10 protein-coding genes and 9 pseudogenes are annotated in these 23,544 nt (G+C 63.9%); 7 read left to right on the top strand and 12 right to left on the bottom strand.

Annotated features, from left to right (window positions below):
- The first annotated feature begins 113 nt into the window (after positions 1-113).
- Positions 114-2,030 (top strand): transketolase, encoded by a 1,917-nt coding sequence (locus OG310_RS36690; RefSeq protein WP_329460607.1) that lies wholly within the window; start codon positions 114-116, stop codon positions 2,028-2,030.
- A 411-nt stretch (positions 2,031-2,441) separates the two neighbouring features.
- A pseudogene (locus OG310_RS36685) lies at positions 2,442-3,470 on the top strand (IS1380 family transposase); the annotation flags it as partial.
- On the opposite strand, the pseudogene OG310_RS36680 reads toward OG310_RS36685, so the two are convergent.
- Positions 3,471-3,590 (bottom strand): annotated as a pseudogene (locus OG310_RS36680) (IS5/IS1182 family transposase); the annotation flags it as partial.
- Between the two features lie 363 nt (positions 3,591-3,953).
- Between OG310_RS36680 and OG310_RS36675 the strand changes: the two are divergent.
- The gene (locus tag OG310_RS36675; RefSeq protein WP_329460606.1) at positions 3,954-4,985 is read left to right on the top strand and encodes a DUF4331 family protein; all 1,032 of its coding nucleotides are present in this window, start codon (positions 3,954-3,956) and stop codon (positions 4,983-4,985) included.
- A 223-nt stretch (positions 4,986-5,208) separates the two neighbouring features.
- On the opposite strand, the gene OG310_RS36670 is transcribed toward OG310_RS36675, so the two are convergent.
- From OG310_RS36670 to OG310_RS38715, 3 genes and pseudogenes are all read right to left on the bottom strand, one after another.
- The gene (locus tag OG310_RS36670) at positions 5,209-6,030 is read right to left on the bottom strand and encodes an aquaporin (protein WP_329460605.1); all 822 of its coding nucleotides are present in this window, start codon (positions 6,028-6,030) and stop codon (positions 5,209-5,211) included.
- A gap of 315 nt (positions 6,031-6,345) precedes the next feature.
- The gene (locus OG310_RS36665) at positions 6,346-8,136 is read right to left on the bottom strand and encodes an AfsR/SARP family transcriptional regulator (RefSeq protein ID WP_329460604.1); all 1,791 of its coding nucleotides are present in this window, start codon (positions 8,134-8,136) and stop codon (positions 6,346-6,348) included.
- Between the two features lie 991 nt (positions 8,137-9,127).
- Positions 9,128-9,555 (bottom strand): annotated as a pseudogene (locus OG310_RS38715) (ISAzo13 family transposase); the annotation flags it as partial.
- A 193-nt stretch (positions 9,556-9,748) separates the two neighbouring features.
- Here OG310_RS38715 and OG310_RS36655 point away from each other — a divergent pair.
- A complete protein-coding gene (locus OG310_RS36655) occupies positions 9,749-10,054 on the top strand; it encodes a hypothetical protein (protein ID WP_329460602.1) in 306 nt (101 codons plus the stop codon).
- 59 nt (positions 10,055-10,113) lie between these two features.
- Here OG310_RS36655 and OG310_RS36650 read toward each other — a convergent pair whose 3' ends face one another.
- Complete coding sequence (locus OG310_RS36650; RefSeq protein ID WP_329460601.1) at positions 10,114-11,325, bottom strand: IS110 family transposase; 1,212 nt, start codon at positions 11,323-11,325, stop codon at positions 10,114-10,116.
- A gap of 524 nt (positions 11,326-11,849) precedes the next feature.
- Here OG310_RS36650 and OG310_RS36640 point away from each other — a divergent pair.
- Positions 11,850-12,931 (top strand): annotated as a pseudogene (locus tag OG310_RS36640) (IS110 family transposase).
- Between the two features lie 379 nt (positions 12,932-13,310).
- On the opposite strand, the pseudogene OG310_RS36635 reads toward OG310_RS36640, so the two are convergent.
- The 5 genes and pseudogenes from OG310_RS36635 to OG310_RS36615 form a co-directional block, all read right to left on the bottom strand.
- Positions 13,311-13,658: pseudogene (locus OG310_RS36635) on the bottom strand (ISAzo13-like element transposase-related protein); the annotation flags it as partial.
- A gap of 17 nt (positions 13,659-13,675) precedes the next feature.
- Complete coding sequence (locus OG310_RS36630) at positions 13,676-15,034, bottom strand: IS4 family transposase (protein WP_329460598.1); 1,359 nt, start codon at positions 15,032-15,034, stop codon at positions 13,676-13,678.
- A gap of 69 nt (positions 15,035-15,103) precedes the next feature.
- A pseudogene (locus tag OG310_RS36625) lies at positions 15,104-15,759 on the bottom strand (ISAzo13 family transposase); the annotation flags it as partial.
- A gap of 34 nt (positions 15,760-15,793) precedes the next feature.
- Positions 15,794-16,133 (bottom strand): annotated as a pseudogene (locus OG310_RS36620) (transposase); the annotation flags it as partial.
- A gap of 167 nt (positions 16,134-16,300) precedes the next feature.
- Positions 16,301-16,741, bottom strand: a pseudogene (locus OG310_RS36615) (IS110 family transposase); the annotation flags it as partial.
- A gap of 972 nt (positions 16,742-17,713) precedes the next feature.
- On the opposite strand from OG310_RS36615, the gene OG310_RS36610 reads away from it, so the two are divergent.
- The gene (locus tag OG310_RS36610; protein WP_329460596.1) at positions 17,714-18,202 is read left to right on the top strand and encodes a hypothetical protein; all 489 of its coding nucleotides are present in this window, start codon (positions 17,714-17,716) and stop codon (positions 18,200-18,202) included.
- A gap of 630 nt (positions 18,203-18,832) precedes the next feature.
- Here OG310_RS36610 and OG310_RS36605 read toward each other — a convergent pair.
- On the bottom strand, positions 18,833-19,573 hold the full coding sequence (locus OG310_RS36605; RefSeq protein ID WP_329460595.1) for an SDR family NAD(P)-dependent oxidoreductase: 741 nt from the start codon (positions 19,571-19,573) through the stop codon (positions 18,833-18,835).
- 1,895 nt (positions 19,574-21,468) lie between these two features.
- Here OG310_RS36605 and OG310_RS36600 point away from each other — a divergent pair.
- Positions 21,469-22,629: a GDSL-type esterase/lipase family protein gene (locus OG310_RS36600; RefSeq protein ID WP_329460594.1), complete on the top strand. Its 1,161-nt coding sequence runs from the start codon at positions 21,469-21,471 to the stop codon at positions 22,627-22,629.
- Positions 22,630-22,734: 105 nt separating this feature from the next.
- Here OG310_RS36600 and OG310_RS36595 read toward each other — a convergent pair.
- A pseudogene (locus OG310_RS36595) lies at positions 22,735-23,492 on the bottom strand (transposase family protein).
- Positions 23,493-23,544: the final 52 nt, after the last annotated feature.

Raw genomic sequence — 23,544 nt, 5'->3', positions numbered from 1 at the left:
GTCTCATAGATCGTCCGTAATGGCAGCGTTGCTCGAGGTTCTCTATCCCACTGCGTGGTCTCTTGATCCGAGTCAGTCCGGGTTACGGCATGACTCGAGACACTGAAAGGAAAATGAGCGTGAGTACCTTTGAGTCGCAAGGTCCATCACACCCTTCCGTACAGCATGCGGACGTCGCCGCCCTGGCGCGCCAGCTGCGTGTTGACTCGATTCGGTGCAGCACGAGTGCGGGATCGGGGCATCCGACGTCGAGCATGTCCGCTGCAGACATCCTCGCGACGCTGGTTTCGTCCCACCTGCGATACGACTGGGATAAACCGGATGAGCTCGGAAATGATCACCTCATCTTCTCCAAGGGACACGCCTCGCCGCTTCTGTACTCTGTGTACAAGGCCGTTGGTGTCGTCTCTGACGAAGAGCTCATGACTGGGTACCGAAGGTTTGGGAGCCGGTTGCAAGGCCACCCCACGCCCGAGCTGCCCTGGGTGGACGTGGCGACTGGTTCGCTGGGCCAAGGGCTCCCGGATGGTGTCGGTGTAGCCCTTGCCGGGCGGTATCTTGACAAGCTGCCCTATCGCGTATGGGTTCTGTGCGGGGACAGTGAGATGGCGGAGGGGTCAGTGTGGGAGGCCCTTGACAAGGCTTCTCACTACCAACTGGCAAACTTGATCGTCATCGTTGATGTAAACCGGCTTGGCCAGCGGGGACCGACGGAGCTCGGCTGGGACACTGAGACCTACGCGGCCAGGGCGAGGGCGTTCGGCGCAAATGTGGTTGTCCTTGACGGCCATAGTATCGAGGAAATCGATAATGCGTTTGCCTCGCTCCCGCCGACTGACGGCGATCGCCCAACTGTAATCCTCGCCCGTACCATTAAGGGACGCGGTTTCGCTGAAATCGAAGACCGTGAGGGGTGGCACGGGAAGGCTCTTCCTGAAGATATGGCTGAGAGAGCCATCGCGGAGCTCGGGGGGGAAAGTTCCCTGACTGTCCGTGGGCCGCTCCCTCAGCCTCGTGAGTCTGACATGCCAGCGTCGGCGACCACGGCAGTCGGCGCAACTCAACCCCTGCGCTACGAGTTGGGGACGCGTGTCGCCACGCGGAAAGCATACGGTGACGCCCTTGAAGCCCTGGGAGCGCTGGACTCAAGGGTGGTTGCCCTGGACGGCGAGGTCAGCAACTCGACTCACGCTGATCAGTTCGCTAAAGCCTATCCTGATCGTTACTTCGAGATGTTCATCGCCGAGCAGCAAATGGTGGCCGCGGCGGTCGGCCTCAGCGTTTGTGGATACAGCCCCTTCGCCTCCACTTTTGCTGCTTTCCTCACGCGGGCACACGATTTCATTCGGATGGCTGCTATCTCCCAGGTCGACCTCCGGCTTGTTGGTTCCCATGCGGGCGTTGAGATCGGCGCTGACGGGCCCTCACAGATGGCCCTTGAGGATCTGGCGATGATGCGTGCTGTACAGGGGGCGACAGTTCTTTACCCGAGCGATGCGACAAGCGCTGCCGCGCTTGTGCGATCCATGGCGGACACGTCCGGCATCAGCTATCTGCGGACCACTCGGGGGGCGTACCCGGTCCTCTACTCGGGTGACGAGACATTCCCCATTGGCGGAGCGAAGGTCCTTCGTTCACACGAAGAGGACACAGTTGCCCTGATCGGGGCGGGTGTCACACTTCATGAGTGTCTGGAGGCAGCCGATCGACTGGCGCAGGCCGGCATCCACGCTCGAGTGGTCGATCTCTATTCAGTCAAGCCGGTTGACAAGGCACTGCTGAAGAGCGCGGTACATGCGACGGGTGGCAGGCTAGTGGTGGCAGAGGATCATCATGCAGAGGGCGGTATCGGCTCGGCAGTCAAGGATGCCTTGGTCGACGAAGAGGGGTCGGGGCCTTACAAGGTCATTCACCTGTGCGTACGTGATCTCCCCCAATCGGGTACTCCCGGGGAACTCCTTGCGTCGGCAGGCATCGACGCGGATCACATTGAAGTCGCAGCGCGGGCGTTGGTAGCTCAGAACACCTAGTCATGAAGACAGACGTCACCAACTCGTAAGGCCGGTCGTCGCCGGAAGCAGTCTTGGATGTCAAGGCTGAGAGGTCGTGGTTGCCCATCCCGTTGCCCGACAGGACCGGATCTTGGGGGCCTGCGGCCTATAGCCGTTCGCGGTGCTCGAGCCCCGCGGTGAGGCCGAGTCGAGCGGGTATGGCGGAATTTAGTGCGGTTGACATGTGCTGGCCCCACCGTGAGTACGACAGTGGGGTCAGCATGGCAGCAGCCACATCGAACTCACTCGATTGTTGCTTACAATATTAGGATCACGCTTTCACGAGCGGGCTCGCCCATGCCTTGATCAAATGGGCGCAGAGTGCCCCTGACCTGAAACGATGGGACTTTTCTAGGGTCCAGTCAGCTGCAGGAAAGAACCACTCTCCAAGTGGGTAAGCGTATCGGGTTGTACCCGCGTGTCCACGTCGAGGGCGGGGGCAGCGGGACGGTTTCGCAGGCCGGAGCGGTGCTGCTGGTCGAGCCGATCCGCAGGTGTGGTCTCGACACCGCGTGGCGGCGGTACTGGCGCCGTGGCGCAAGCCGTCTGCGGTGCACGATCCGGGCAAGGTCCTGCTGGATGTCGCGCTCGCGGCGGCTCTGGGCGGGGAGTGCCTCGCCGATGTCGCGTGCTGCAGGCCGAGCCGGACGTGTTCGGCCCGGTGGCACCCGACTCGACGGTCTCCGGGCTCATCGACGTCCTTGCCACAGCCGGACCGAAGGCGCTGACCGCGATCCGGTCGGATCGGGCCGAAGTACGCTCGTGGGTCCGGGAACTGGCAGGGGCGAGAAGTCCGGCCGCCGGGGGCTCGGTGACTGTGGACATCGACGGCGTGCTCGTCCTTGGCTCACTCCGAGAAGCAGGATGCCACTGGGACCTGGAAGAAGACGTTCGGCCATCGTCCGCTCGTCGCGTTCGTCGACCACGGCCAGGCCGGTTCCGGTAAGCCGGCCGCCGCGTTGCTGCGGTCCGGCAACGCAAACACCGCGAGCGATCACGTCGAAACCGCCCGACTCGCCCTGGCCCAACTCCCCAAGCGCCTGCGGCGAGGCTGGAAGACTCTGATCCGCACCGATTCCGCTGGCGGCACCCATGCCTTCCTCGACTGGCTCTCCGAGACGGGCCGGTGTCTGTCCTATTCCGTCGGAGTGACCATCACCGACTTCATCCACCAGGCCGTCCTGAAGATCCTGAGGAAGGCATGGACACCGGCATACGACGCCGACAGCACCGAGCGGCCCGGCGCCTGGGTCGCAGAGATCACCGACATGCCCGACCTCTCTTCATGGGCGAAGGGCATGCGCCTGATCGTCCGCAAGGAACGCCCGCACCCGCGCTGCCCAACTGCGGTTCACCGACCTCGACGGACTGCGGCTGACCCGCTTCGCCACCAATACCAAAGGGGGTCAGCTCGCCGAACCCGACTCGCCTGCGCCCGCCGCGCTGCAGGCGTATGTCCTCCGTCGGTGGCACTACCGGCCAAAACAGTTCCCACAACTCATTCGGTACCAACCGCTCAGCAAGGGTCTCCGTGCTCAGTCCAACGAACGATCAGGCCAAAGCAAGACGTCGAGGTGCGGCGTTGAGCGGGGTGCTATTGCCTTGGGGACGTGTTTCTCACGTAGCCCGACCGACCCTCTAAGGATGTTCCGTAGACAGGTCGCTGGGATATTACTTTAACGTTGTTGATGGCGGAGCCGAGCGTGCCGACCCTGCCTGCTCGCGTCGAGTGGGTACAGTCTCTGGTTGTCAGAACGAAGCGACCGCGAGCTGTCTTCAGGCGGCCTCTTCATGACAGATCACAGCCGACCCCTAATGTGCAAGAAGCTCACGAGGGTGTGCGGTGCAATCAAGACCCTCGTCAATGCGTCACTGCCGTAACCCGAAAGAAAGGCCAGAGTCATGTCTCATCACTTTGACACCACCATCGCTAGGGAAGACCCGCGTCTGAACATCACGGACTTCTACCTCTTCCGCGGAGGACCCGGGAAGACCGTCATGGCATTGGCAGTGAACCCGAATGCGGGCGTTAAGGCCCCTGACACGTTCCACGAGGAAGGACTGTACGCGTTTCGGTTCGATGTCAATGGTGATGCCCGCGAAGAAGTCACCTTCAAAATTCGGTTCGGGAAAGTCGATCACTCTAGTAGTGACCAGCACGTTCAGGATGTCGAAGTCCTACGAGCCGTCGGGGCAGACGCCAGCGAAGGAGCCGGCGGTGAGGTGATCGCGCGCGGCACCACCGGCGATGTCATCTCTGCAGCCTCCGATGTGAAGGTATTCGCGGGAATCGCGCCGGAGCTGTTCGCAGCCAATCGGTCTGGGCTCCACGCCTTCCATGACGCCTACGTGCAGGGCCGTTTTGCCCCGGAGTCCTTCAGGAACGGTGAGAACTACTTCGGCAACCGGAACGTTACTGCGATCGTGCTTGAAGTCCCATCGGACTTGATCGGCAATGCTGGAGATCCGGTTCGCGCCTGGGCAACGGTCTCCCTTCACGGCCACGCGCCGGAGGTCCAGGTTGCCCGGTGGGGCCTGCCCCTGATGACGCACATTTTCATCACTGGCCCCGAGGAGAAAGACGCCTACAACGAGACTGTTCCGTCGATGGAGACCCCGCGGTTCTCGCAGATCGTCACCGAGAACGTGCGGAAGGTGTGCGACCTGGCGGCCTCGACGGAAAACTCTGTCGCTTACGCTGAACGGGTCGTGGCACGCCTCTTCCCGAGCACCCTCCCCTACGTGCTCGGTTCCGAGGCCTCCTTCGGTTTCGCGGGGTTCAATGGCCGGACTCTGACTGACAACGTGATGAATGTTATGTTGTCGCTGCAGACGAATACGCCGATCGATAACGGTGTGGCTGTCGATCGTGATGGGATCATCAATGAGTTCCCGTACTACGGATCGCCTAACGCTCACCCTGCGACGGACTGACGGTAAGGAGTGAAGCGTCTCTACGGGGGGAGCCGGGACGCTTTAGCTAAGTCGCCCATGAGTCCAGGGCTGATTCGCCTCGACGGCGCCCTGCGAGTTGGTTTGAAGCGGGACTGTCTCGCTACTCTCGCTTGGCGCCGCCGGCCGATCAGGAATGATTGAGGCTGATCTTACGTCGCAGATATTCAACGCTGCACCGGCCGAGGCGCATCTTCATAAATCGTCAGTCACGCGTGGTATTAACGCTCTTTGGGTTTAGATTCTGCGGTGTATAACGGCAGTTCACGAAGTGGCATGTGTACCTGTTGTCGTGAATGAGCTTTCCGCATGCCACTTCTCCGCGCAGGTGCTTATAACCTTCGGCGGCGAGAAACGCTCCCGAGAGCGCGGCGGCAGGGTAGAGCCAGGCATATGACCAGCTGTCACTCATTACTGCCGGTCCGAGTGTGCGCAAAGGGTTGAGGCTTGTCCGCGAGATGGGTGCCTCGACGGCCATTACGAGGATACCTAGCCCGGCGGCGGCCAGGCCAGTGAACGGGATCAGTCGCGGACTATCAACGAACCTCACGATGATCGTCGTCAGTAGAAGGGTCGCTGTGAATTCGATACAGAAAACCCAGACGGCTTGTCCGTGACGGGGTATCGTCGCTCCGAGATCCAGCTCGTCGACGCGGCCATGTAAGGCAGCCGCTGCTGCCCAGGATCCCAGCAGCGAGCCGCTTACTTGAGCGGCAACGTAGGCTGCAGCGGCTGGCCCAGTCAGCTTACTGAGCCGATAGAACGCCGCAGTGAGCATCGGATTGAAGTGCCCACCGCTCACCTTCCCGAGTGGTGAGTAGATCAAGGCAGTGTTGATGCTGATGAAGGCTGTTCCAGTAATCAAGCTGCGTAGGTAACTATTCGGTACGGCACGGAGTAGAGGTGAGCCGTGAGAGAAGCCGAGCGCAAAACAGCACAGCCCGAGCCCGAACAAGACGGCTGTGCCGAGAAATTCTGCCAGGTAATCCCGCTTGGCCAATAGTTTCGCCTCCGCTCCGGCCGCCACGCTTCAGGCTCAGCTTCGATGCATCGCTTTGCCTTGGACTCAAGGCCGCAGACTTTGTTTGGCCGCCGGGCTCGGGGTGCAGAGCAGTCCTGGCATACCGGGCTTACGTCGTCGTGGTTTACTTCGTCGGCAGGCTCGGGGGAGTATGAGTCCGTGGTCGATTCAAGTATCTCTGCTGCGCTCGATCGAGCGAGCACCATACCACTGGATGCGTCGCCGACAGTTCTCTTTCACCCGTTTGGCTCCCTGCATCCTCTGTCAGTTGCAGACATTCTGGAGGAGGGGGCCAAAATTTGAATGCACTCGCTTGGCTCTTCAGCTTTTTGTGCAAAGATGCGACGACGTGGGTTTGGGTAGACAGGGTGGTTTGGACTGGGTAGTCCGGATGCGACGCTCGACGCAGAGGCAATGAATGTGCTGCGGTTCCATCGTCTCGTGCTCCTTCGCGAGTTCTGCCGCGTAGGCCAGTACCAGCTTGTGGCAGCTGTACAGGCCATCGTCGTTCTCTTCGATCAGGGAGCCATGGGAGAGGCGTCCCAAGAGGGATCGCGCACGTGAGAGTGGGATTCCGGAGAGTCGGGCTGCGCAGTCATCTGTAAAACGAAGGCCAGCGTGCAGGCCAAGCAGCCGGAACAGACGAGCAGAGGCAGAGTCCAGTATGGAGTAGGACTGGAAGAGGGCCTCTCTGGTGTCGAGCCCAGGCTCATCTTCGTTTTTCAAGGCGTCGAGACGGCTAGGGTGTGTTCCGATTGATTGAGCAATTCCCGACAGGGCGTGAGCTGGATGGTAAACCGCCCGGGCTGCGACAATGGAAAGGGCGAGCGGGAGACCGCCGCACAAGCGGACGATGGCATTGGTGGCTGCCGGATCGTCCGTGGTCCGGGCATAGCCGAGTTGGTGTGTAAGCAACTCTCGGCCTTCATCCCGGGTGAAGGGGCCGAGGGTCAAAGGCACTGCTTGATGCGTTGCAAGCAACCCGGGCAGTCGATTGCGGCTTGTCACGATTACCGCGCATCCGCCCGCGCCCGGCAATAGCTCTCGGACCTGGTGGGACCCGTGCACGTTGTCCAGAACTATGAGCATCTTCCGCTCAGAGGTGAGCCCGCGGAAGAGGGCCGATCTGGCTCTTCGACTTGGGGGGATGTTTCTTGGGGCGGTGCCCAGTGCTGTGAGGAATTCTTCAAGTACGTCGGATGCTGCTCGTCCGGGGCCGTCGGAGGCTTGTGATTCTACCGTCGGACCGAAGCTGCCCAAGTCTGAGAAGAGCACGCCATGAGGAAAGCGGGACGCTAGACGGTGGGCCAATTGGACGGCGAATGCTGTCTTCCCTACGCCAGCGAGGCCGCCGATGACGCACATAGTCAATGGGCCAGGCGTTGTCCGTTCGGCACTCAGTAGACTCTCCACCCGATCGAGCTGGGCCTGGCGGCCTACGAAGTGAGGCAATGCGGCTGGGAGCTGCGTTGGTGTGACGAATGTAGAGATCGGTGACTGCGTCGCGGTATCGTTCTGGTTCGGGCGCTCCTGGCCGAGTCTTTCTGTCAAGATCAGTTCGTGCACACGTCGAAGACTGGGAGAGGGGCTGACGCCCAGCTCCTCACGCAGTGTGTGACTGACGACGTGGAACGCGGTGAGGGCCTCTGCCTGGCGTCCCGCGAGGTACAGGGCAGTCATGAACAGCTCGCAGAATCGTTCCCTCAGGGGGTACTCCTCCACGAGGGCTGAGAGCTCTGCGGCTGCCTCGACATGCTGGCCTCGTTCGACGTCGCCAGCCAGCTTTTCTTCGAGCGAGGCGAGTCGCAGTTCGCTCAGTTTCGTGCGCTGCGCCCGCGCGTACGGTCCAGGGACACCCGCCAGGGCTGCGCCTTTCCACAGAGCGAGGGCAGCTGCATACCGCTCGCCGGCCTCCGTGTGGTTTCCCGCTGTGCGGGCCGCCCGACCCGCCGTCGTCAGCGTCTTGAACCGGTCCAAGTCTAGGCTGCCAGGCTCGACCTCAAGGGAGTAGCCGGCGCTTGTCAACTTGATCGCGGCTCCATCCTCGCCGCCGAGGCCCTGCCTGAGGCGGTAGATGTAGGTGCGAAGGGACCCGATCGCGGAGGGTGGCACCTCCTGGCCCCAGACGTCGTCTACAAGGGTGGGCAGGCTTACCGGTGCCCCACCGCGCAGGAGTAGTGAGGCCAGAACTGCGCATTGAAGAGGTTGGGTTGGGCTTACTTCCGTCCCGTTGCGCCACGCTCGGAGCGGGCCCAGTAGTGAAAATTCAAGGTCTACGGCCAACGCCCTGCACCGTCCTTTAGAACGGACCTTAACGGCCACAACGGCGATGGTCGCCTATGATGTGCCGCCACCCTTAAGTGATCAAAACACCCAGCTCGGAGCCTGTTGACGGAGTTTCCCCAGCCGTGAGGTGCCCCTGCCGCACCACTATCGAGTTTCCGAAAGAGGACTGTCAAGTTCAGTTTCTAGGTCGCGTTAGTGTCGTGCAGCTGCATGAGCGGGTCGAGGGCGCGCCGGCCACTGTCCGTGAAGGGGGCTCAACTCGCTCCGGAGTACGTGATCGTTAGGCCTCGGCGAACGGTAGTTCGTACTGCGCAGGTAGCTATGGGGCAAGTTTGTCTAGACGATCGCCGGAGACGGCCGGCCTCAGGCGTGCTTCGGGGGCGGTGATTGAGGAGGGCTGGGCAGCGTTCGGGGCGGCGGAGGGTGATCGGCATGCTGCCGCGGATCGGGGGTGGACGGTCCGTATTGCGTACGTGACCGGAGGGGTCCAGTTGGGTGCGGCAGAGGGGCAGTGGACTACTCACTGCGTGTATAGTACTGCAAGGTCGTACTGGTACTACCCTTCGCGTCAGGGACCAGCGGCTCTCCTACGACGGCCAAAGGATGCCTTCGGCGACGGTTCCAGCCGCGCCGGAACGTCTCACCACAGGCTGAGGTCCAACGTTTCCGATGCCGCGCGATCGGTGTACAGGCGTCACCTGCCCCGAAACGCCTGTGAGGCTTGAGCCCCTTCGTCATCTCGTCCCCGACTTGACGGCCGGCGTAGAGGAGAGGGTTCCGCCGTAGTTGAAGCCGTCACAAAACAACACGTTGGTTATCAGTCCCCATCTCGGTGGTCTTCAGGATGCGTCTCGTCGATCCAGGCGAGGAGGCCAGCTGCGGTGGAGTGCTGGTGCTCGGCTGGGGTGATGGTGACGCGGCGGGCGTCGAGGATCGGCTGGACGTCGTTGATCGCGTTCCAGAGGGTGCTGCGGCTGATGCCGAACAGTTCGGCGAGGACGTTGAGGGTGCAGACGCGGCGTCGGTAGAGGATGGTCGAGAGGATCCGGTCACCGTCGGTGATCTTCTGCTGGAAGACGCCGCAGGAGTGCCCAGGCGGCGGTTGCCACCGCGCTGGCGGTGACGTCGCTGTTCGATGATCGAGGCGTAAGGCACGATCAGCTCTTCGAGCAGGGCGTGCAGTGCCTCGCGGCGCATGCCGGTCAGCGTCGGGTCGGTCAGGCTGTGGTGGATGGTTGTCGCCGGGGGCCTCTATGTACTTCGTTATGTGCATAGCGGGCTGCGGTCTTGGTTCGATGTTCTCGGTGCGGCGTGGAGAGCGTCTGGTGTGTCGGAGTCGATGATCGGGCTGCATACGGCCTTGGTTGGGACTTTGTCCCCTTTGTCGTCGCGGCGTGTTCGAGCCGGGCGTGACCTTGCTCCGCTTGCTGCTGTCTCCGTGGCAGCGGAAGTGTTGTTGGCACTGCTGCTGGACCGCGAGGACACGGCAGTGACTCGACAGACGGCAGAGGCGCTGGCACGGGTGGGGACGCTGGCAGCGGTGCGACTCATCGCTCTGGCGCTCGCCGCGGCCGACGACAGCCACACCACCTGGATACAGACCGGGGTGGATGACGCCCTCGCCGGAGCGGACAGCCTGCCTGATGTTGCGGCGGTCTGCGTGCAGCTCGCGGGGGACGGTGAGGTGGCTGTCCGTCACGCGGCTGCGGAGATCTTGGTGTGGGCGGGCGGCGCAGCACGCTGACGACGGCCGTGACGGCTGCTGCAATGTTGTGCTGGCGGCCCGGACTGCTGATGGGCTGGTCATGCGACGACTGCTTCGGGGGCTCGTGATTCGTAGAAGGTTTCGTCGCGGAGCATGGCGGACAGGACGCTGATGCGTTGGCGGGCGAGGCGCAGGGGCGCCTGGGTGTGGTTTTGCCGCGGGCGCGGTGCCGGTCGTCGTAGGTGAGGGAGGCTGGGTCGGCGTTCATGCAGGCAAAGGCGGAGAGGAACGTGGCGCGTTTGAAGCTGCCGGTTTCCTCCTCGGGGTGCGTGTTCGCCGTGGATGGAAGTGCCCGACAACTTCGTGGCAGGGGCGAGGCCGGCGTAGGAGGCGAGGTGGGCGGCGCTGGGGAAGTCGCTGCCGTCGCCGACTGTCACGAGCAGCACGGCGGCGGTCCTGACGCCGACGCCCGGCATCGAGGTCGGGACCTGGGAAAGAGAGTGAGCCTCCAGCAGGGTGTTGATCTGGGTTTCCATGGCCCGGCGCTGTTCATGGACGGCTGAGAGGGAGCGGGCCAGGGAGGGGATGACGGTGTCGAGTGTGCCGGTCCCGGGCGCGACGACGGTCTGCTGGTCCAGGGCGTCGAAGACGTCGTGGATCAGCCGGGTGGCCATGCGTGGGGCCTTGGGGCGGATGCGCTCGATGAGGCGTCGGCGGCCGGCTTTCCGCAGAGCTGCGGGGGAGCCGTGGCGTTCCAGCAGCCAGGTGACGGCCTGGTGGTCGGGGCGTGGCCCGAGTACGCGTTCGAGGCTGGGGTGGAACTGCGTGAGCAGGCCGCGTATGCGGTTGGAGGTGCGGGTGGCTTCGGCTGCGAGGTCCTGGTCGAAGGGGGTGAGGACGGTCAGTTCTGCTGTGATCTCGTCGGTCAGTTCCAGGGAGCGCAGGGTGTGCGGCATGGTGCGGCCGGCGTCGGCGATCACCGCGGCGTCCTTGGCGTCGCTCTTGTCCTCGCCCGGGTAGAGGTCGGCTATGCGGCGCATGGCTAGGCCGGGCAGGTAGGCGACTTTGCAGCCCGCATCGCGAGCGACGGTCAGAGGGAGTGCTCCGATGGAGGCGGGCTGGCCGACGATCACCAGCACGGTCCCGAACCTCGCATCCAGTTTGTCGAAGACTGCCCGGAGCTTGGGCTCGCTGTTCGGGAGCGGCTTGTCGAAGACCTTCTTACCGGCCGGGGTGAGCCCATGGCCGTGATGAGCACTGTTGCCGACGCCCAGGCCGAGGAACGCGCCCACGTCTTCGGTATCGAACATCGGTCCCTTCCAGTCGAGTTAAACGTGCTGGCCTCGGCGAGCGTGTCGTACGCGCGCATCCACGTTATGCAGACCTGCCGCCCAAGGGCTGTCCGGCATTGCGCCGGACCGGATGGTGGCCGGACCTCTCATCAGCGTCTCCGACGGCACCTCCCGGGCCTGGTGACACCACCCCCAGGTCATGACTTCGACAGGAGGCAACAGTCATGCCGGGCCCGGAGGCCGGCGGTCCCGTTGCAGGACCGCGAAAAACATAACTGTGAGAGTTCTTCTGCGGCCCGGGATGGGTTGCTGCCAGGCTCGGCGCTGGTGATCCGGCATGACTCGAAACATAACTGGCGACCCGTCAGGGGCTGTCGTTCCCCCGAGACGTCTGCCGGACATCGGCGTCGGACTGGCCCACCCGTTGGCTTGATCAGCAGCTTGTCCGCCTTGCGGCGTGACTCATCACAGTTCCGCCACGCGGTGACTCCATCCAGGCCGCCGCCGACTGCAGCCGTCCGCCTATCAAGGAGAACAACCGAGTGGCCATCCTCGCAGAACAGGTCGACGGCGTCATCGGCGTCGATACCCACCGGGACACCCTCGCAGCGGCGGCGGTCAGTCCCATCGGCGCCGTCCTGGCCAGCACCGACTCACCGGCCAACGCCCGCGGTTACCGGCGCCTGCTGGACTTCGCCGGCGAGCACGTCCAGGGACGCTGCTGCTGGGCTCTGGAGGGCATCGGCAGCTACGGCGCCGGACTCGCCGCCTTCCTTGACCAGGCTGGCGAGCATGTCGTCGAGGTCTGCCGGCCCAAGCGGGCCGCCAACCGGGGCGGACGAAAACCGACATGGTCGATGCCATCCGCGCCGCGAAGGATGCCCTGTCCACTGAGCACCTGATCCAGCCCCGACTCCGCGGGGAGCGCGAGGCGCCGCGTGTCCTTCTCGCCACCCGCCAAGGGGCGGTCCTCGCTTCCACGGCCGCGATCAACCAGCTCAAGGCCCTGATCGTCTCCGCGCCCGACGACCTTCGCGCCGAGCTGCGGAAACTCAAATGCCCGGCCCAGGTCACCTATTGCGCCCAGCTCCGGGGCCGCCCCGTCCAGGACCTTGAGCACCGGATGACAACACGGGCCCTTCGCTCCACCGCACCACGCATCCAGGCCCTGCAGGCCGAGGCCAAAGACCTTGAGAAGGACATCCTCAACCTGGTCAAGGGAGTCGCTCCCGCGCTCCTCGGCCTGCTCGGGGTCGGGCCGATCACCGCGGCTCAGATCCTGGTCAGCTGGTCCCACCAGGGCCGTTTCCGTTCGGAAGCTGCCTTCGCGTCCTTCGCCGGCGTCTCACCGATCCCTGCCTCCTCCGGGCTCACCAACCGGCACCGGCTCAACCGCAGCGGAGACCGGCAGCTTAACCGGGCTATGCACACGATCACCCTGATCCGCATGCGGCTTGACCCCACAACGACGGTGTACGTCGCCCGGAGAATCCCTGAGGGGAAGACCTCCCGCGACGCTCAGCGATGTCTCAAGCGCACCATCTGCCGCCAGATCTTCAAGATTCTCGAACGGATTCACCGAACCAAGATCGGAAGCGTCGAGGAGCTTGCACAAGCTGCTTGACACCACATAGCAGCCTCGGGGGCTCGGCCGGGTTCGGTGTTGGTGGCCCAGTCGCGGAGGTCTTCGGCGCGGGTGAAGTAGCGCACGGCGGTCGGCGTGATGTCAATCTTGTGTTCGTCTAGCGGCTTCCGGGGCGCCTTGATGGCCTGGCCGATGGTGACAGGGTTGATCCCGAGCAGGTCGCAGAGCACCTTCTGCGGGCAGACCTGCCGCAGGTGAGAAGTACCTCGTCGGCGTCCGACAGCAGTGCTCGGCTGCGGCCGGTCGTGGCGACGCGTCGCTCTCCGCGCAGTACGTAGCGGCGCTGTTTCGGCCTGGGCTTCCTGGACCGGTGCCAATTTTGCCCGTAATTGATCCGGTTCGGTGGTGGTCACGCCGGTCAGGCGGGGGCCAGCGAGTATCCGCAGGGTGCGCTGGCGGGCGGCGGTCCGTTCATCGGCTCGGGGGTGAGGGCCGTGCCGCCGTCGGGGGCGATGCTGTAGTTCCACTTGCCGTGGTCGGCGTGTGTGGTGATCGGCAGGGATTGCAGCTGTTCGCGGCTCACAGCGATTTCTGTCGGGTAGGAGCCGCGATCGAGAGCGGCCTCGACGCGCAGTCCGGTGCGAGTGGTGTTCGTGGCGATGGTGTTGAGGACGACTTCGTGGCTGGTCAGGGGTTGTCCGCGCCAGTTCATGGTGATGTGCGAGAAGAGCCGGTGCTCGATCTTGTTCCACTTCGAGGTGCCCGGCCAATGCCGTTGCTTGACTACTGAACCATTGCGGGCTGCAGCGTGATGACCTTGGCTGTGATCTGTCGCGTCGGCCGCCGGTCCCGGGTGTTGATCCGGTAGGAGAGCTTCGAGGAGTACTTCGAGTCCGGACGCTTCAGGTGCCGGTCCGCCTCGCGCAGGCGCCTGGCGCCGTTGTCGAGCTTCCGGTGCACCTTCGCCGCCAGCACGGCCAGGAACTCTTTGATTTTTGTAGGCGTGTCCGAGGACTGGCGGACGACGCTGCGCCGTGCGTGCTTGAGGACCTTGACGAACGAGACCCGGTCCGGATCGATGCCGTTGTCGTCAGCCAGACCTACGATGACCTGCGTGAGGCAGTGGTGCACGGCCAGGTGCGCCCAGACCTCCTGACGCACCAGATCCGGGTCGCCCGAGCGCAGGACCTCGACCGGGCCACGCTGGAACGTCTTGATCTGCCGGAACGCCGATTCCGCCTCCCACCTCGCATGGTAAAGCCCTGCCAACTCCGCCGCCGGATAAGCAACCGGGTCCAACAGATCAGTCAACAGCCTGACCACCTCGCCGCCATCGACGCGGTACTCGATCACCCGGACCAGCACACCGCCGGGATGCGCGCCTTTCTGCCCGGCCAGGTTCATCCTCGCCAGATAGGTGCCGTCGGGCAGATGCTGGACCGGACGAGCCGCGACACTCGAACGGGCCCGGATCAGCAGATGCGCCCCGGCCCCGGTATACGCCTTCCACAGCGCCACCCCGGGAAATCCCCGATCCATGATCACCAGCATCCCGGCGGCCGAGCCGGCCATTTTGATCGCCAACTCCGGCTCGCCGCCGTTGAACCCGCCCACCGCCGCATCGATCTGCGCGTGCGTGCCGCACTCGGTCAGCGTCACCACCCGCACCTGCGGGAACCCCGCGGGCTGCCCGTTCTTGACTGGCCCGCCGAACGCGGCCCGGTTGGCCGTCGTATCCGGCGCATCCAGCACGAACCCGTCCACCGCAGCCAGACGCATCCCGCGATAGAAGGCGCTCTCCAAACCGACAGGAGCCAACGGGCCGGCCAGCTCGCGGAACATAGTTTCCAGGACCAGCGGCCCCAGGCGTCTGCGCGCCCGCGTAAACGAAGACTTGTTGGGAATGCTTCCGCTCAACTCTGCAATACCGCCGACCAGTTGCTCCGCCACGTCGTCGTAGGAGTCCTGCTGGAACAGGGCCAGGGCGAGCGTGAAGTAGACCATGAGCCCGGCCGGCAGGGCACCGGACTTCTTGTCGCGAACCCCGCATTTCTCCAGCACCTCAGCGACGAGCTCCGGGGTCACCCATCGGGTCACCACCCCCAGCCGCACATGATCAGATAACCCCACCCACGGATGCATGCCGGGTCCAACGACCGCGCTCCTCCAACGTCACCACGAACCGCTTGCCACACTCAAGCAACGGCATTGGGTGCCCGGCGGGAAGTGGCAGAGCGTGATCGCCAGCCCGGACGCGGCTGCGAACGCGGCAAGTTCTGCCTTCCAGAGCCGGTAGCGGTAGCTGTTGGACCCGCCGGCGTCCGCGGTGGTCAGCAGCCGAGACGCCTGCGGGTAGCCGTCTCGGCCGCAGGCCTGCCACCAGCGGCGGATCGAGGCGACCGCGAACGCGGCCATGTCGTGGTCGACCCCGACATTCACCCAGCCGGTGTTCGCGGTCGTGTCGTAGTCATGTCGTAGATCCCGTACGGGATCACCCTATCGACGCTCGGGCCGGCGAAGAAACTGTGGTCCTCGACCTCGACGGATTGCCCTGCAGGTCGCCACTCACGCCCGGCCGGCGGCGGCTGCCCCAGCCGCTCCTTCTTCTTCGCGTCCACGCTGACCACCGGTTCGCCGGCAGCCTGGCGGTCCTTGACTTGTTCGTTGGTATAGCGGAACTGCGCGTCCCGGTCAGGGTGCTGATCACCTTCCAGGGCCTCGGCGGTGCCCCGCACGCTGAATCCGTGCTCCTTCAACAGCCGGCCCACCGTCGGCGCATTCACCCGGTGTCCCCGGCGGGACAGCTCGGCGGCCAGGTGCCGCAGCGACTTCGTCGTCCAGTGCAGCGGCGACATCGGATCACCGCGCAACGCGGCGGCTTGGTGCGGGAAGCGGGCTTGGCTTACGTATGCAGGTGTTCAAGCTCTCGATTGCTTCGTCGGCCAGATGGCCTTGCGGATCTCGACGTTGAAGGAGAGGAGGGGCACGAACTCGGCCGAGGCCGCTTCCCGCAGCTTTATGACTGCTGCGCCCTCGCGCCGGCGTCCTGGAACTCTCCGGAGCGTTCGATCGCCGTGCTTTCGTTCGGCGCGGTGTAGACGGTCTTGCGTGCCTTCGCGTTCTTGTCCCAGTCCTGCCGGGCGGCGTAGCGGAAGCTGTTGCACAGAACGTGAACGATGCAGGTTTCGACGATGGTTCGGGGCCAGGCAGCCTCAACGGCGTCCGGGAAATCCTTCAAGCCGATGCCCCTATGGATGTCAAGTCGCGAGGCTGTCGAGATGGACGGAGCGTTAGGCCTCGGGGTCTCGCGGGCGACGCACCTCTTCAGGCAACGGATGACCTCGCGCTTTGTCTTGCCCTCCGCGGTGCGGCGCAGGAGGTGGGCGCGGGAGCACTCCTGCCAGCGAGGGCCAGGTCCTGGTCGAAGCCCACCAGCACGGTGAGCTCGGCGCTGATCGCGTCGGCCAGTTCCAAAGAACGCAGTGTGTGCGGCAGGTTCCGGGCGGCATCCGCGATCACTGCGGCGTCCTTCGCGTCGATCTTCGCCTCGCCCGGGTAGAGATCGGCGAGCCGCCGCATGGACATGCCGGGCAGGTAGGCGACCTTGCAGACTCCCTCCCGGGCGACCGTGAGTGGGAGTGCTCCGATGGGGGCAGGCTGGTCCATGATCACCAGCACGGTGCCGAACTTCGCGGACAGCCTGTCGAAGACGGCCCGAAGCTTCGCCTCGCTATTGGGGAGCTGCTTGTCGAAGACTTCCTCGCCGACCGGAATCAGCCCACGCCTGTGGCGGGCGCTCTTGCCGGCGTCCAGGCCGAGGAAGTCGCCTACGTCGTCGATGTCGTCCAACCCATCCTCCCGAACTGGGTTCGTGCGGTGCTGGCCAGGGCGTTACCGTAGGCGTCGTATGCGCGCGTCCACGTTATGCGGGCCTGGCGCCTGCGGAATGCCGAGTATTGCGCCGGGCCGGGCGGTGGTCGGACCTCTCATCAGCGTCTCCAATGGCGCCTCTCGGGCTCGGTGGCACCCCCCGAGCCATCCGTTGTAATGCCGTTGCCCTTGCGGAGGGTCGGGTGGTTGTAGCGGTGTGCTGATGTCACGTCTGGAGCGGCTGGGGTTGGGGGTCCTGACTCGGCGTGTCCGCCCGAGTTGGTGGACTGGGTGGTGGGTGGGGCGGGGCGCTCGGAGAAGCGCCGTCGCCTGTTCTCCGCCCGGTCACGGTGTACTTCGTGCTAGCGGTGTGCTTGTTTCCGCAGCGGACTACTGGAGGTCTTGCGGCTGGTGAAGACCGGCGACAAGGGGCCGCGGACCTGGTCCAGGGTGAACAAGTCGTCATTGGCCAGGGCCCGGGGGCGGCTCGGCTGGCCGGTGATGCGGGAGCTGTTCCAGTCCGTGGCCCGACCACTCGGCACGGTCGGTGAGCTGTTTCAGGGACTGCGGGTGCCAGCCATGGACAGGATGCTGCTGGCCGTGCCCGACTCTGGGGGCAACAACGACGCCTTCGGCAAGTCCGGCTCTCATCGCGGTTCTATGGGATACCCGTATGCCGAGTGCTCCTCCCACGCCGCGATTGGCGGGTTCCAGGACTCCGAGCGCATCGTCTCCGACGCATACGGGGACGGGACCGCTGCTGCCGGCCGACCGGGGTCTGTGGGGTTTGGTCCGCTGGCACCGGCTTCGGGAGCAGGGCGCGCATCTGCTCTGGCGGATCGAGCGGCGCAAGGCCCGCCGGGTCCAGGATGTCCTGCCCGCCGGCGGCTACCTCGCCCGAATCGAGGCGAACAAGCACAGCGAGGCAGCCGGGCGGTCAAGGCCCCGCCGGTGCTGGTCCGGGTGATCGAGTACCGCGTCGACGGACAGCCCGATGCCGTCCGGCTCATCACCATCCTGCTCGATCACGAGAAGTACCCCGCCGAAGAACTTGCCTTCGTCTATGCCCGGCGCTGGGAGATCAAGCTCCTCTTCGACGACGTCAAGGCCCACCGAGGCGGTCGACCAGTCTTCAGATCGCAGACGCCGGACGGCGTGCGGCAGGAAATCTGCGCGGCGCACTTGATCGTGCACCACGCCACCTGGGATCTGTTGAAGGCCGCCCGCCTGCAGCGCAGTACCGCCGAGCGGACCTTGTTCACGGGGGCCCTGCACTTCGTCCGCCGCTCAGCGATCTCGCCGAGCGGTCTTTTCCGCCTCGCTGATCAGCCGGCACCGGTGCCTCGGATTCGTCGAGATCGGCCGCAGCCTGGTGCCGCGCCGAAGATCCGGTGGCTGCCCGCGAAAGACCCGGTCGCGCATCGCCGACTACACCAGTGAAACCCCAGACGCACCCGCCGGCCGTCGCCGTCCACCGGTTGTGGTGGCCTTGAGCAACCAGTGGCGTGGCCGCTCAAGCAACGGCATTGTCATCTCCCCGACAGGGGGAGTAGTGGTGCCGGGCTCGGAGGTCAGCGGTCCCCTTGCAGGACGCGGAAAACGTGACGGGGGTAACGGCCTCGTCCGGAGTAATCCAACTTCAAGTTCCCAGCCTACGGACCCCAACGGGCTATTTTTGCAAGGGTCAAGAGGTTCACGTTCTGGATTCCGGGCTCGTTTGCCTTTACGCCGGCAAGGACTATGAAGCGCCCGCATATGCGGTGATGGCCTTGGGGTAAACACATCGACATGTCCACGCTGCCTGCGGAGGCATCGAGTCCAGCGCACGATTAGGGCATCGAAACGCACTGCCTCTTGCACCGGCTGCCGTCGACTCCACCGTCGCTACGAGCGGCGGCGGGCAACGATCTGACCTCCCTGCGCCTGGGAACCATCCTCTGCTCCCGCAGATGCTTCCGCGACCTGACCGATGGACATGGTCTTCCTCGCAGCAATGGTGATCAACCTGGCTATGGGCGCCGGCTGGTCAGTGCGACGGACCCCAGCGTGGCGGCGGCTTGCTCCGCGCCGCTAGAGCGCGCTGCGTCCGCCATCGACGGGGAGGATCGCTCCTTGAACGTAGCTGGCGCGGTCGCCTGCAAGATAAACGATGGCATCTGCGACCTCGTCTGGGGTCGCGGGGCGGCCCACTGGCGTCTTTGATGCGAGTCCGTCGAGGCCCTTCATTCGCTCGGTCCCCCTCGTGGCTGTGTGGCCCGGTGCAACGGCGTTTACCCGTACGCCACGTGGTCCGAATTCTGAGGCCCATGCTTTTGTTAGAAGGCCAACCGCCGCCTTACTTGCTCCATACGCGGCGCTATCCGGTATTCCGAGGCCTGCGCTCATGGTTGAAACATTAACAACCGCCCCGCGGCCGCGGGCTGCCATCCTAGGTGCGAGTTCGGCGACAAGAAAGAAGGTCGTCCGAACGTTGATGTCAAATATACTGTCGAACATTTCAGTCGTCGTTTCAGCCGTGGAGGCCACGACGCCCACCCCTGCGCAGTTTATCAAAATATCGACGCCGCCATTACTGACTGCTTCGGCTCTATGTGCCAGAGACCGAGCGAATTCTTCCGTTCCGAGTTTGGCGGTAAGAAGGTCGGCCCTTCCTCTATTGGTGCGGATGAATTCGACCACTCGTTGACCTCGGGCTACACTCCGGCCGGAGACGAGAACGTGGGCGCCCTCGTGGGCAAGTTTGACTGCCACCATTCGGCCGATGCCGCTGGTCGCTCCCGTAACGAGAGCGACCCTGCCATTGAATTCCATAGCTGTCCCGCTCCTTATTTGCATATTCATTAGTCGGGAGATCTTCGAGTCTTCACCGAGTAAATAGTGCGTTGCGCGGTGAAGTTTGCCACTGCTCGTGCTGGACTTTGGCGCTTGGGGTTCAAGCTCGGTTGGTACGTCCTACGTGCGAAGTAGGTAAGTTCCGTGGCTGTTGGAGTTGTGAAATTTGATGCTTCCGGAAGGCACCATCCACCGCGTCGCGCGCGAACATCCAACCTGAGGGGCAGTACGTGATGTCCACGGCGCTTGCCGGGCTCTAGCCGTGCCTTCAGCGCCTCGTCCGTTGGCCAGAAGCCGAAAATGCGGAAGCGTGCTACATCGCAGCCTCGTTGTCAGCGTCGAGATCCAGCCACGCCTTACGTGAGGGAGTGGGAACGTCATCTGGGCGGGCTCCGAACTCAGAGCCCGAGCGGGACCGGCCGGGCGCAGCGGTGGTGCTGTGGTCCTTGCAGGTCCTGAGGCATGCGTCGATTGCCGAGTGGCCGGTGCCTCGCTTGGATCGTCATCGTCTGACGTGTAGAGACGAGGGCGTGTTTGAGACAATGAGTATGTGTCTCGCCGGGTCTTGCTTTCAGTGACGCGCTCCTCAGGGTGGTTGTGGATCCGGAGTGGAGAGGGGCGGAACAGTAGCGTGCTGCGGTGTACGGCGTCTTAGTCGCCGCCCGCGGCTTAACTGGGGTGGCCTTGCCTCAAGGGGCCTGGTCGGGCTCACCTCAGAGGGGAGTGAACGACGGCTCGCATGGTCGGCCTGCCTTGCACGGTCACTGTTTTGGTGTGGCGCGGACGGGGCCCCCACCAACTGAGCGTCCAAGTTGTCGAACCTGGGGATGCTAACGGCCATGTCTTAAGTCGGAATCTAGTGGGGCACCCGATGCAGCCGCCTTCTGATCCAGGGGGTGACGCGGTCTTCGACCAGCCAGAGTGCGGGCCCGCGCCTCAACACCGTGCGCCTCAAGAGGATCCAAGCCCAGACGTCACGTGCGACACGACAGTCGCACAGGGGACACTAACTTATCGCCAGTAGACGTCCAGTAGACAGGGGCCGCGTTGACTGATGCGGAGGGGCTGCAAAGCTAGGGGTGTGAAGCAGCTGTACTGCTGTGCAATCCGCGACAACCGACCTAGGAGCCAGCCACTGCCACGCTGCTCGTTTTTGGCGTTGGAGTAGTGGAGGCGGCGCCTCAGCGGGCGGCTTCACTGTGAGTGTGACGACTGGCGGCTGGCATGCGGGCCGTGACGCTCCAGCTGATTTCGACGAGGTCTCAGTTAGTGCTTTAAGTTGGCACTTGCTCGGGCGTAGGTCACGTCCCAGCATGGTGTCGCAGTAACTAGGTCCTGGATCTGGTCAGGCAGAGGCATGACTGCGCCGTCGAGCGCGGCCGTGCGTTCCGACTGGGTGAGGAGATCCCGACGCGTCTGCCGTGAATCGATCGGATCGACCCGACAAGCGTGGGGGCGGGCCGAGCACAGGGAGGCTATGTTTGGCTCGGTCCTCATCTGCGTGGTGTCGAGACTGAAGTGTCCGGTGCTCCGAATGGATTTCAGTGCCCTGAGTCCACTTTGCGTTGCGTGGCCTCTTGTCTCTAAAGATTCGCGGCCGGTGAATTTGGTGGATAGCGCTTTGCGGAATTGAGCGGCTTGCTGTGATGAGTGCGACCCGGACCATCCTCGGTCATATTCAGGATTGCGACGTCGTGGAAGGCCGTCGACAGTGGTTTCGGCTCGGGGCTGCCGATTATTCAACACTGGACTTCGCGAGGCGAAGGGTAGACTCTCGTACAAGCTGGCTCAACATCAGGTCAGGCGTGGCGCGTACCTGTGAATCGGTACAATGACGTCACCCGAGCAGCACATGCCCTGCTAGCGTCCGTGGTGTGAATACACAATGGATAGCAGGCTGGCGTTGTGCATTGAACAGCCCGTTCGAAACGCTGGTTCTAATCCCTTCCCGTTCCTTCTCATCCCAGACGCTTCGGCAGATCGCCCACCTCGACGGCGGTGGGCAGAGCCTGCGGCTCCGAATCGATAATCGATTCGGTAAGAAGCCCCTGGAGATAGGCGCTGCGCGAGTGGCCCTCCGGATCTCGGGTGACAGGGTCGATCTTGGTACAGACGCCGGGGTACGTTTCGATGGCTCCTCTGCGGTCACCGTGCCGGCCGGACAGGAGACGGTCAGCGACTCGGTTCAGCTTTCTGTGAAAGCCGGAGACGATCTGGCTGTAAGCATGTACCTGCCCAGTGACACCGGACTGGCAACCTACTCGAATGCGGCGCTGGAGACGGCTTTTGTCGCGGACGGTGATCAAGTGTCCGCGCCGTCGCTACGGAACGTCGAGCCGGTCACGGAACGTTATTTCCTGAGCGGGGTAGACGTAGCCGCCGAATCTGGTGCCCGTGTTGGCGTTGCGCTGGGCGACTCCCTGACTGCCGGTGCTCTCACTACAATCAACACCAATCATCGATACCCGAACCGGTTGAACCGCAGGTTGGAGCACAGTTGGGTCGTCAATCAGGGCCTGGGCGGGAACAGGCTGCTCACTGACGAGATCGGTCAGCGGGGGTTGAAGCGCTTGGAGCACGATGTTCTCGCAACGCCCGGAGCGGGAACAGTGCTAGTCAACTTGGGCGTCAACGATCTTGGAATAGCTGGCGGCCTGGGATTGGCCGATGCTAATCCAGGTCCGCCGCCGACCCAGAAGAATCTGATTGACGGATTCACCGAGTTGGCCGACACGTGCCATGCTCAGGGTCTCCTGGTCATCCTGGCGACGATCCCGCCATTCGCGGGTGCGCTGTACCCAGGTTTTGACACTCCGCAAGGCCGCGACGTGCGCCGTGAAGTCAACGAATGGATTCGTACCACCTCGGTTGTAGATTCGGTTGCCGACTTCGCGCAGGTCCTTGCGGACCCGGAAGATGTCGACAGGCTGCACCCGCACTTCAATAGCGGAGATTTTGTCCACCCCAACGACGCGGGGGCCAAGGCAATGGCTGACAGTATCGACGTTGCTCTTCTCCTTCGTCCAGGGCGGTAGTCTGCACTGAACTGCCCCAGTTCAGCTGGGCGGTTGAGCTTATCCCTCAGCTGTCCGGCAGACTGCGGTTGTGCCGTGGGAGACGCCGGCATTGAGCCTTTTCCATCATCGCTCTGAGCTGGCCAGATGTAGGGTGAGGACGGCTTGCACGAAGGCGGTGATCCGGGTGGTGGAGCACCGCAGCTTGCGGAGGAGCCGCCACGACTTGAGGGTGGCCATGGCGTGTTCGACGAGTGCGCGAATCTTGGCGTGAGAGCGGTTCGTTGCCTGTTGACCTGCTGAAAGGTTGTCCCGTCGCCCCCAGTACGGGATGCGGACGGTGCCGGCGGCTTCTTGGTAGCCTTTGTCCGCCCAGCAGGGGGGTGTCGGCCTGGTCGAGGGCTCGACGATGCCGTGCTCGCGGGCGGCGCGAACATCGTGAATCGCGCCGGGCAGCGCTGGCGAGGCCCACAGGGGCTCGCCGAACGGGTCGGTGATGACCTGGAGGTTCATCCCGTGCTTGCGATGTTTCCCGGAGTAGTACGGGCGGTCGGCAGCGATCCGGTCGATCGACAGGAGTGTTCCGTCCAGCGGTACGAATGCCTTCATCGACGCGGCACGGACTGCCTCGGCCAGGTTGGCGCGAGTTCAGCGAGCAGGTCCACGGCCTCGACCACATAGCGATAGACGATACTCGTCCCGACTCGGAAACCGGACGCGAACTGGGCATACGTCGTCCCGTTCCGCGGATGCGCAAGCGTGAGCAGAGCTTGCCGGTCAGCAGTCAGCCGACGCCAGCGGCTCCCGATCCGGCGGAGTTCACGGAGACGGGCAGCGAGGAAACACAAGGAGCCTTTGCCAACTTGCGCCCGGTAGCGGCTCAGTTGGTTCGACACATGAGTGAAGCCTCTGGTAGACGGGTTCACGACCAAGATC

The organism is Streptomyces sp. NBC_01497, assembly GCF_036250695.1.
In the GTDB taxonomy this organism is placed as follows: Bacteria; Actinomycetota; Actinomycetes; order Streptomycetales; family Streptomycetaceae; genus Streptomyces.
Note: the sequence above shows the minus strand (reverse complement) of the source record. Positions and strands in the feature narration are given on the sequence as shown.

Excerpts from the sequence above, each read along its gene's own strand:
- OG310_RS36690 (WP_329460607.1), top strand. The coding sequence starts at position 114 with ATGAGCGTGAGTACCTTTGAGTCGCAAGGTCCATCACACCCTTCCGTA.
- OG310_RS36675 (WP_329460606.1), top strand. The coding sequence starts at position 3,954 with ATGTCTCATCACTTTGACACCACCATCGCTAGGGAAGACCCGCGTCTG.
- OG310_RS36650 (WP_329460601.1), bottom strand. The coding sequence starts at position 11,325 with ATGTTCGATACCGAAGACGTGGGCGCGTTCCTCGGCCTGGGCGTCGGC.
- OG310_RS36630 (WP_329460598.1), bottom strand. The coding sequence starts at position 15,034 with ATGCATCCGTGGGTGGGGTTATCTGATCATGTGCGGCTGGGGGTGGTG.
- OG310_RS36605 (WP_329460595.1), bottom strand. The coding sequence starts at position 19,573 with ATGGAATTCAATGGCAGGGTCGCTCTCGTTACGGGAGCGACCAGCGGC.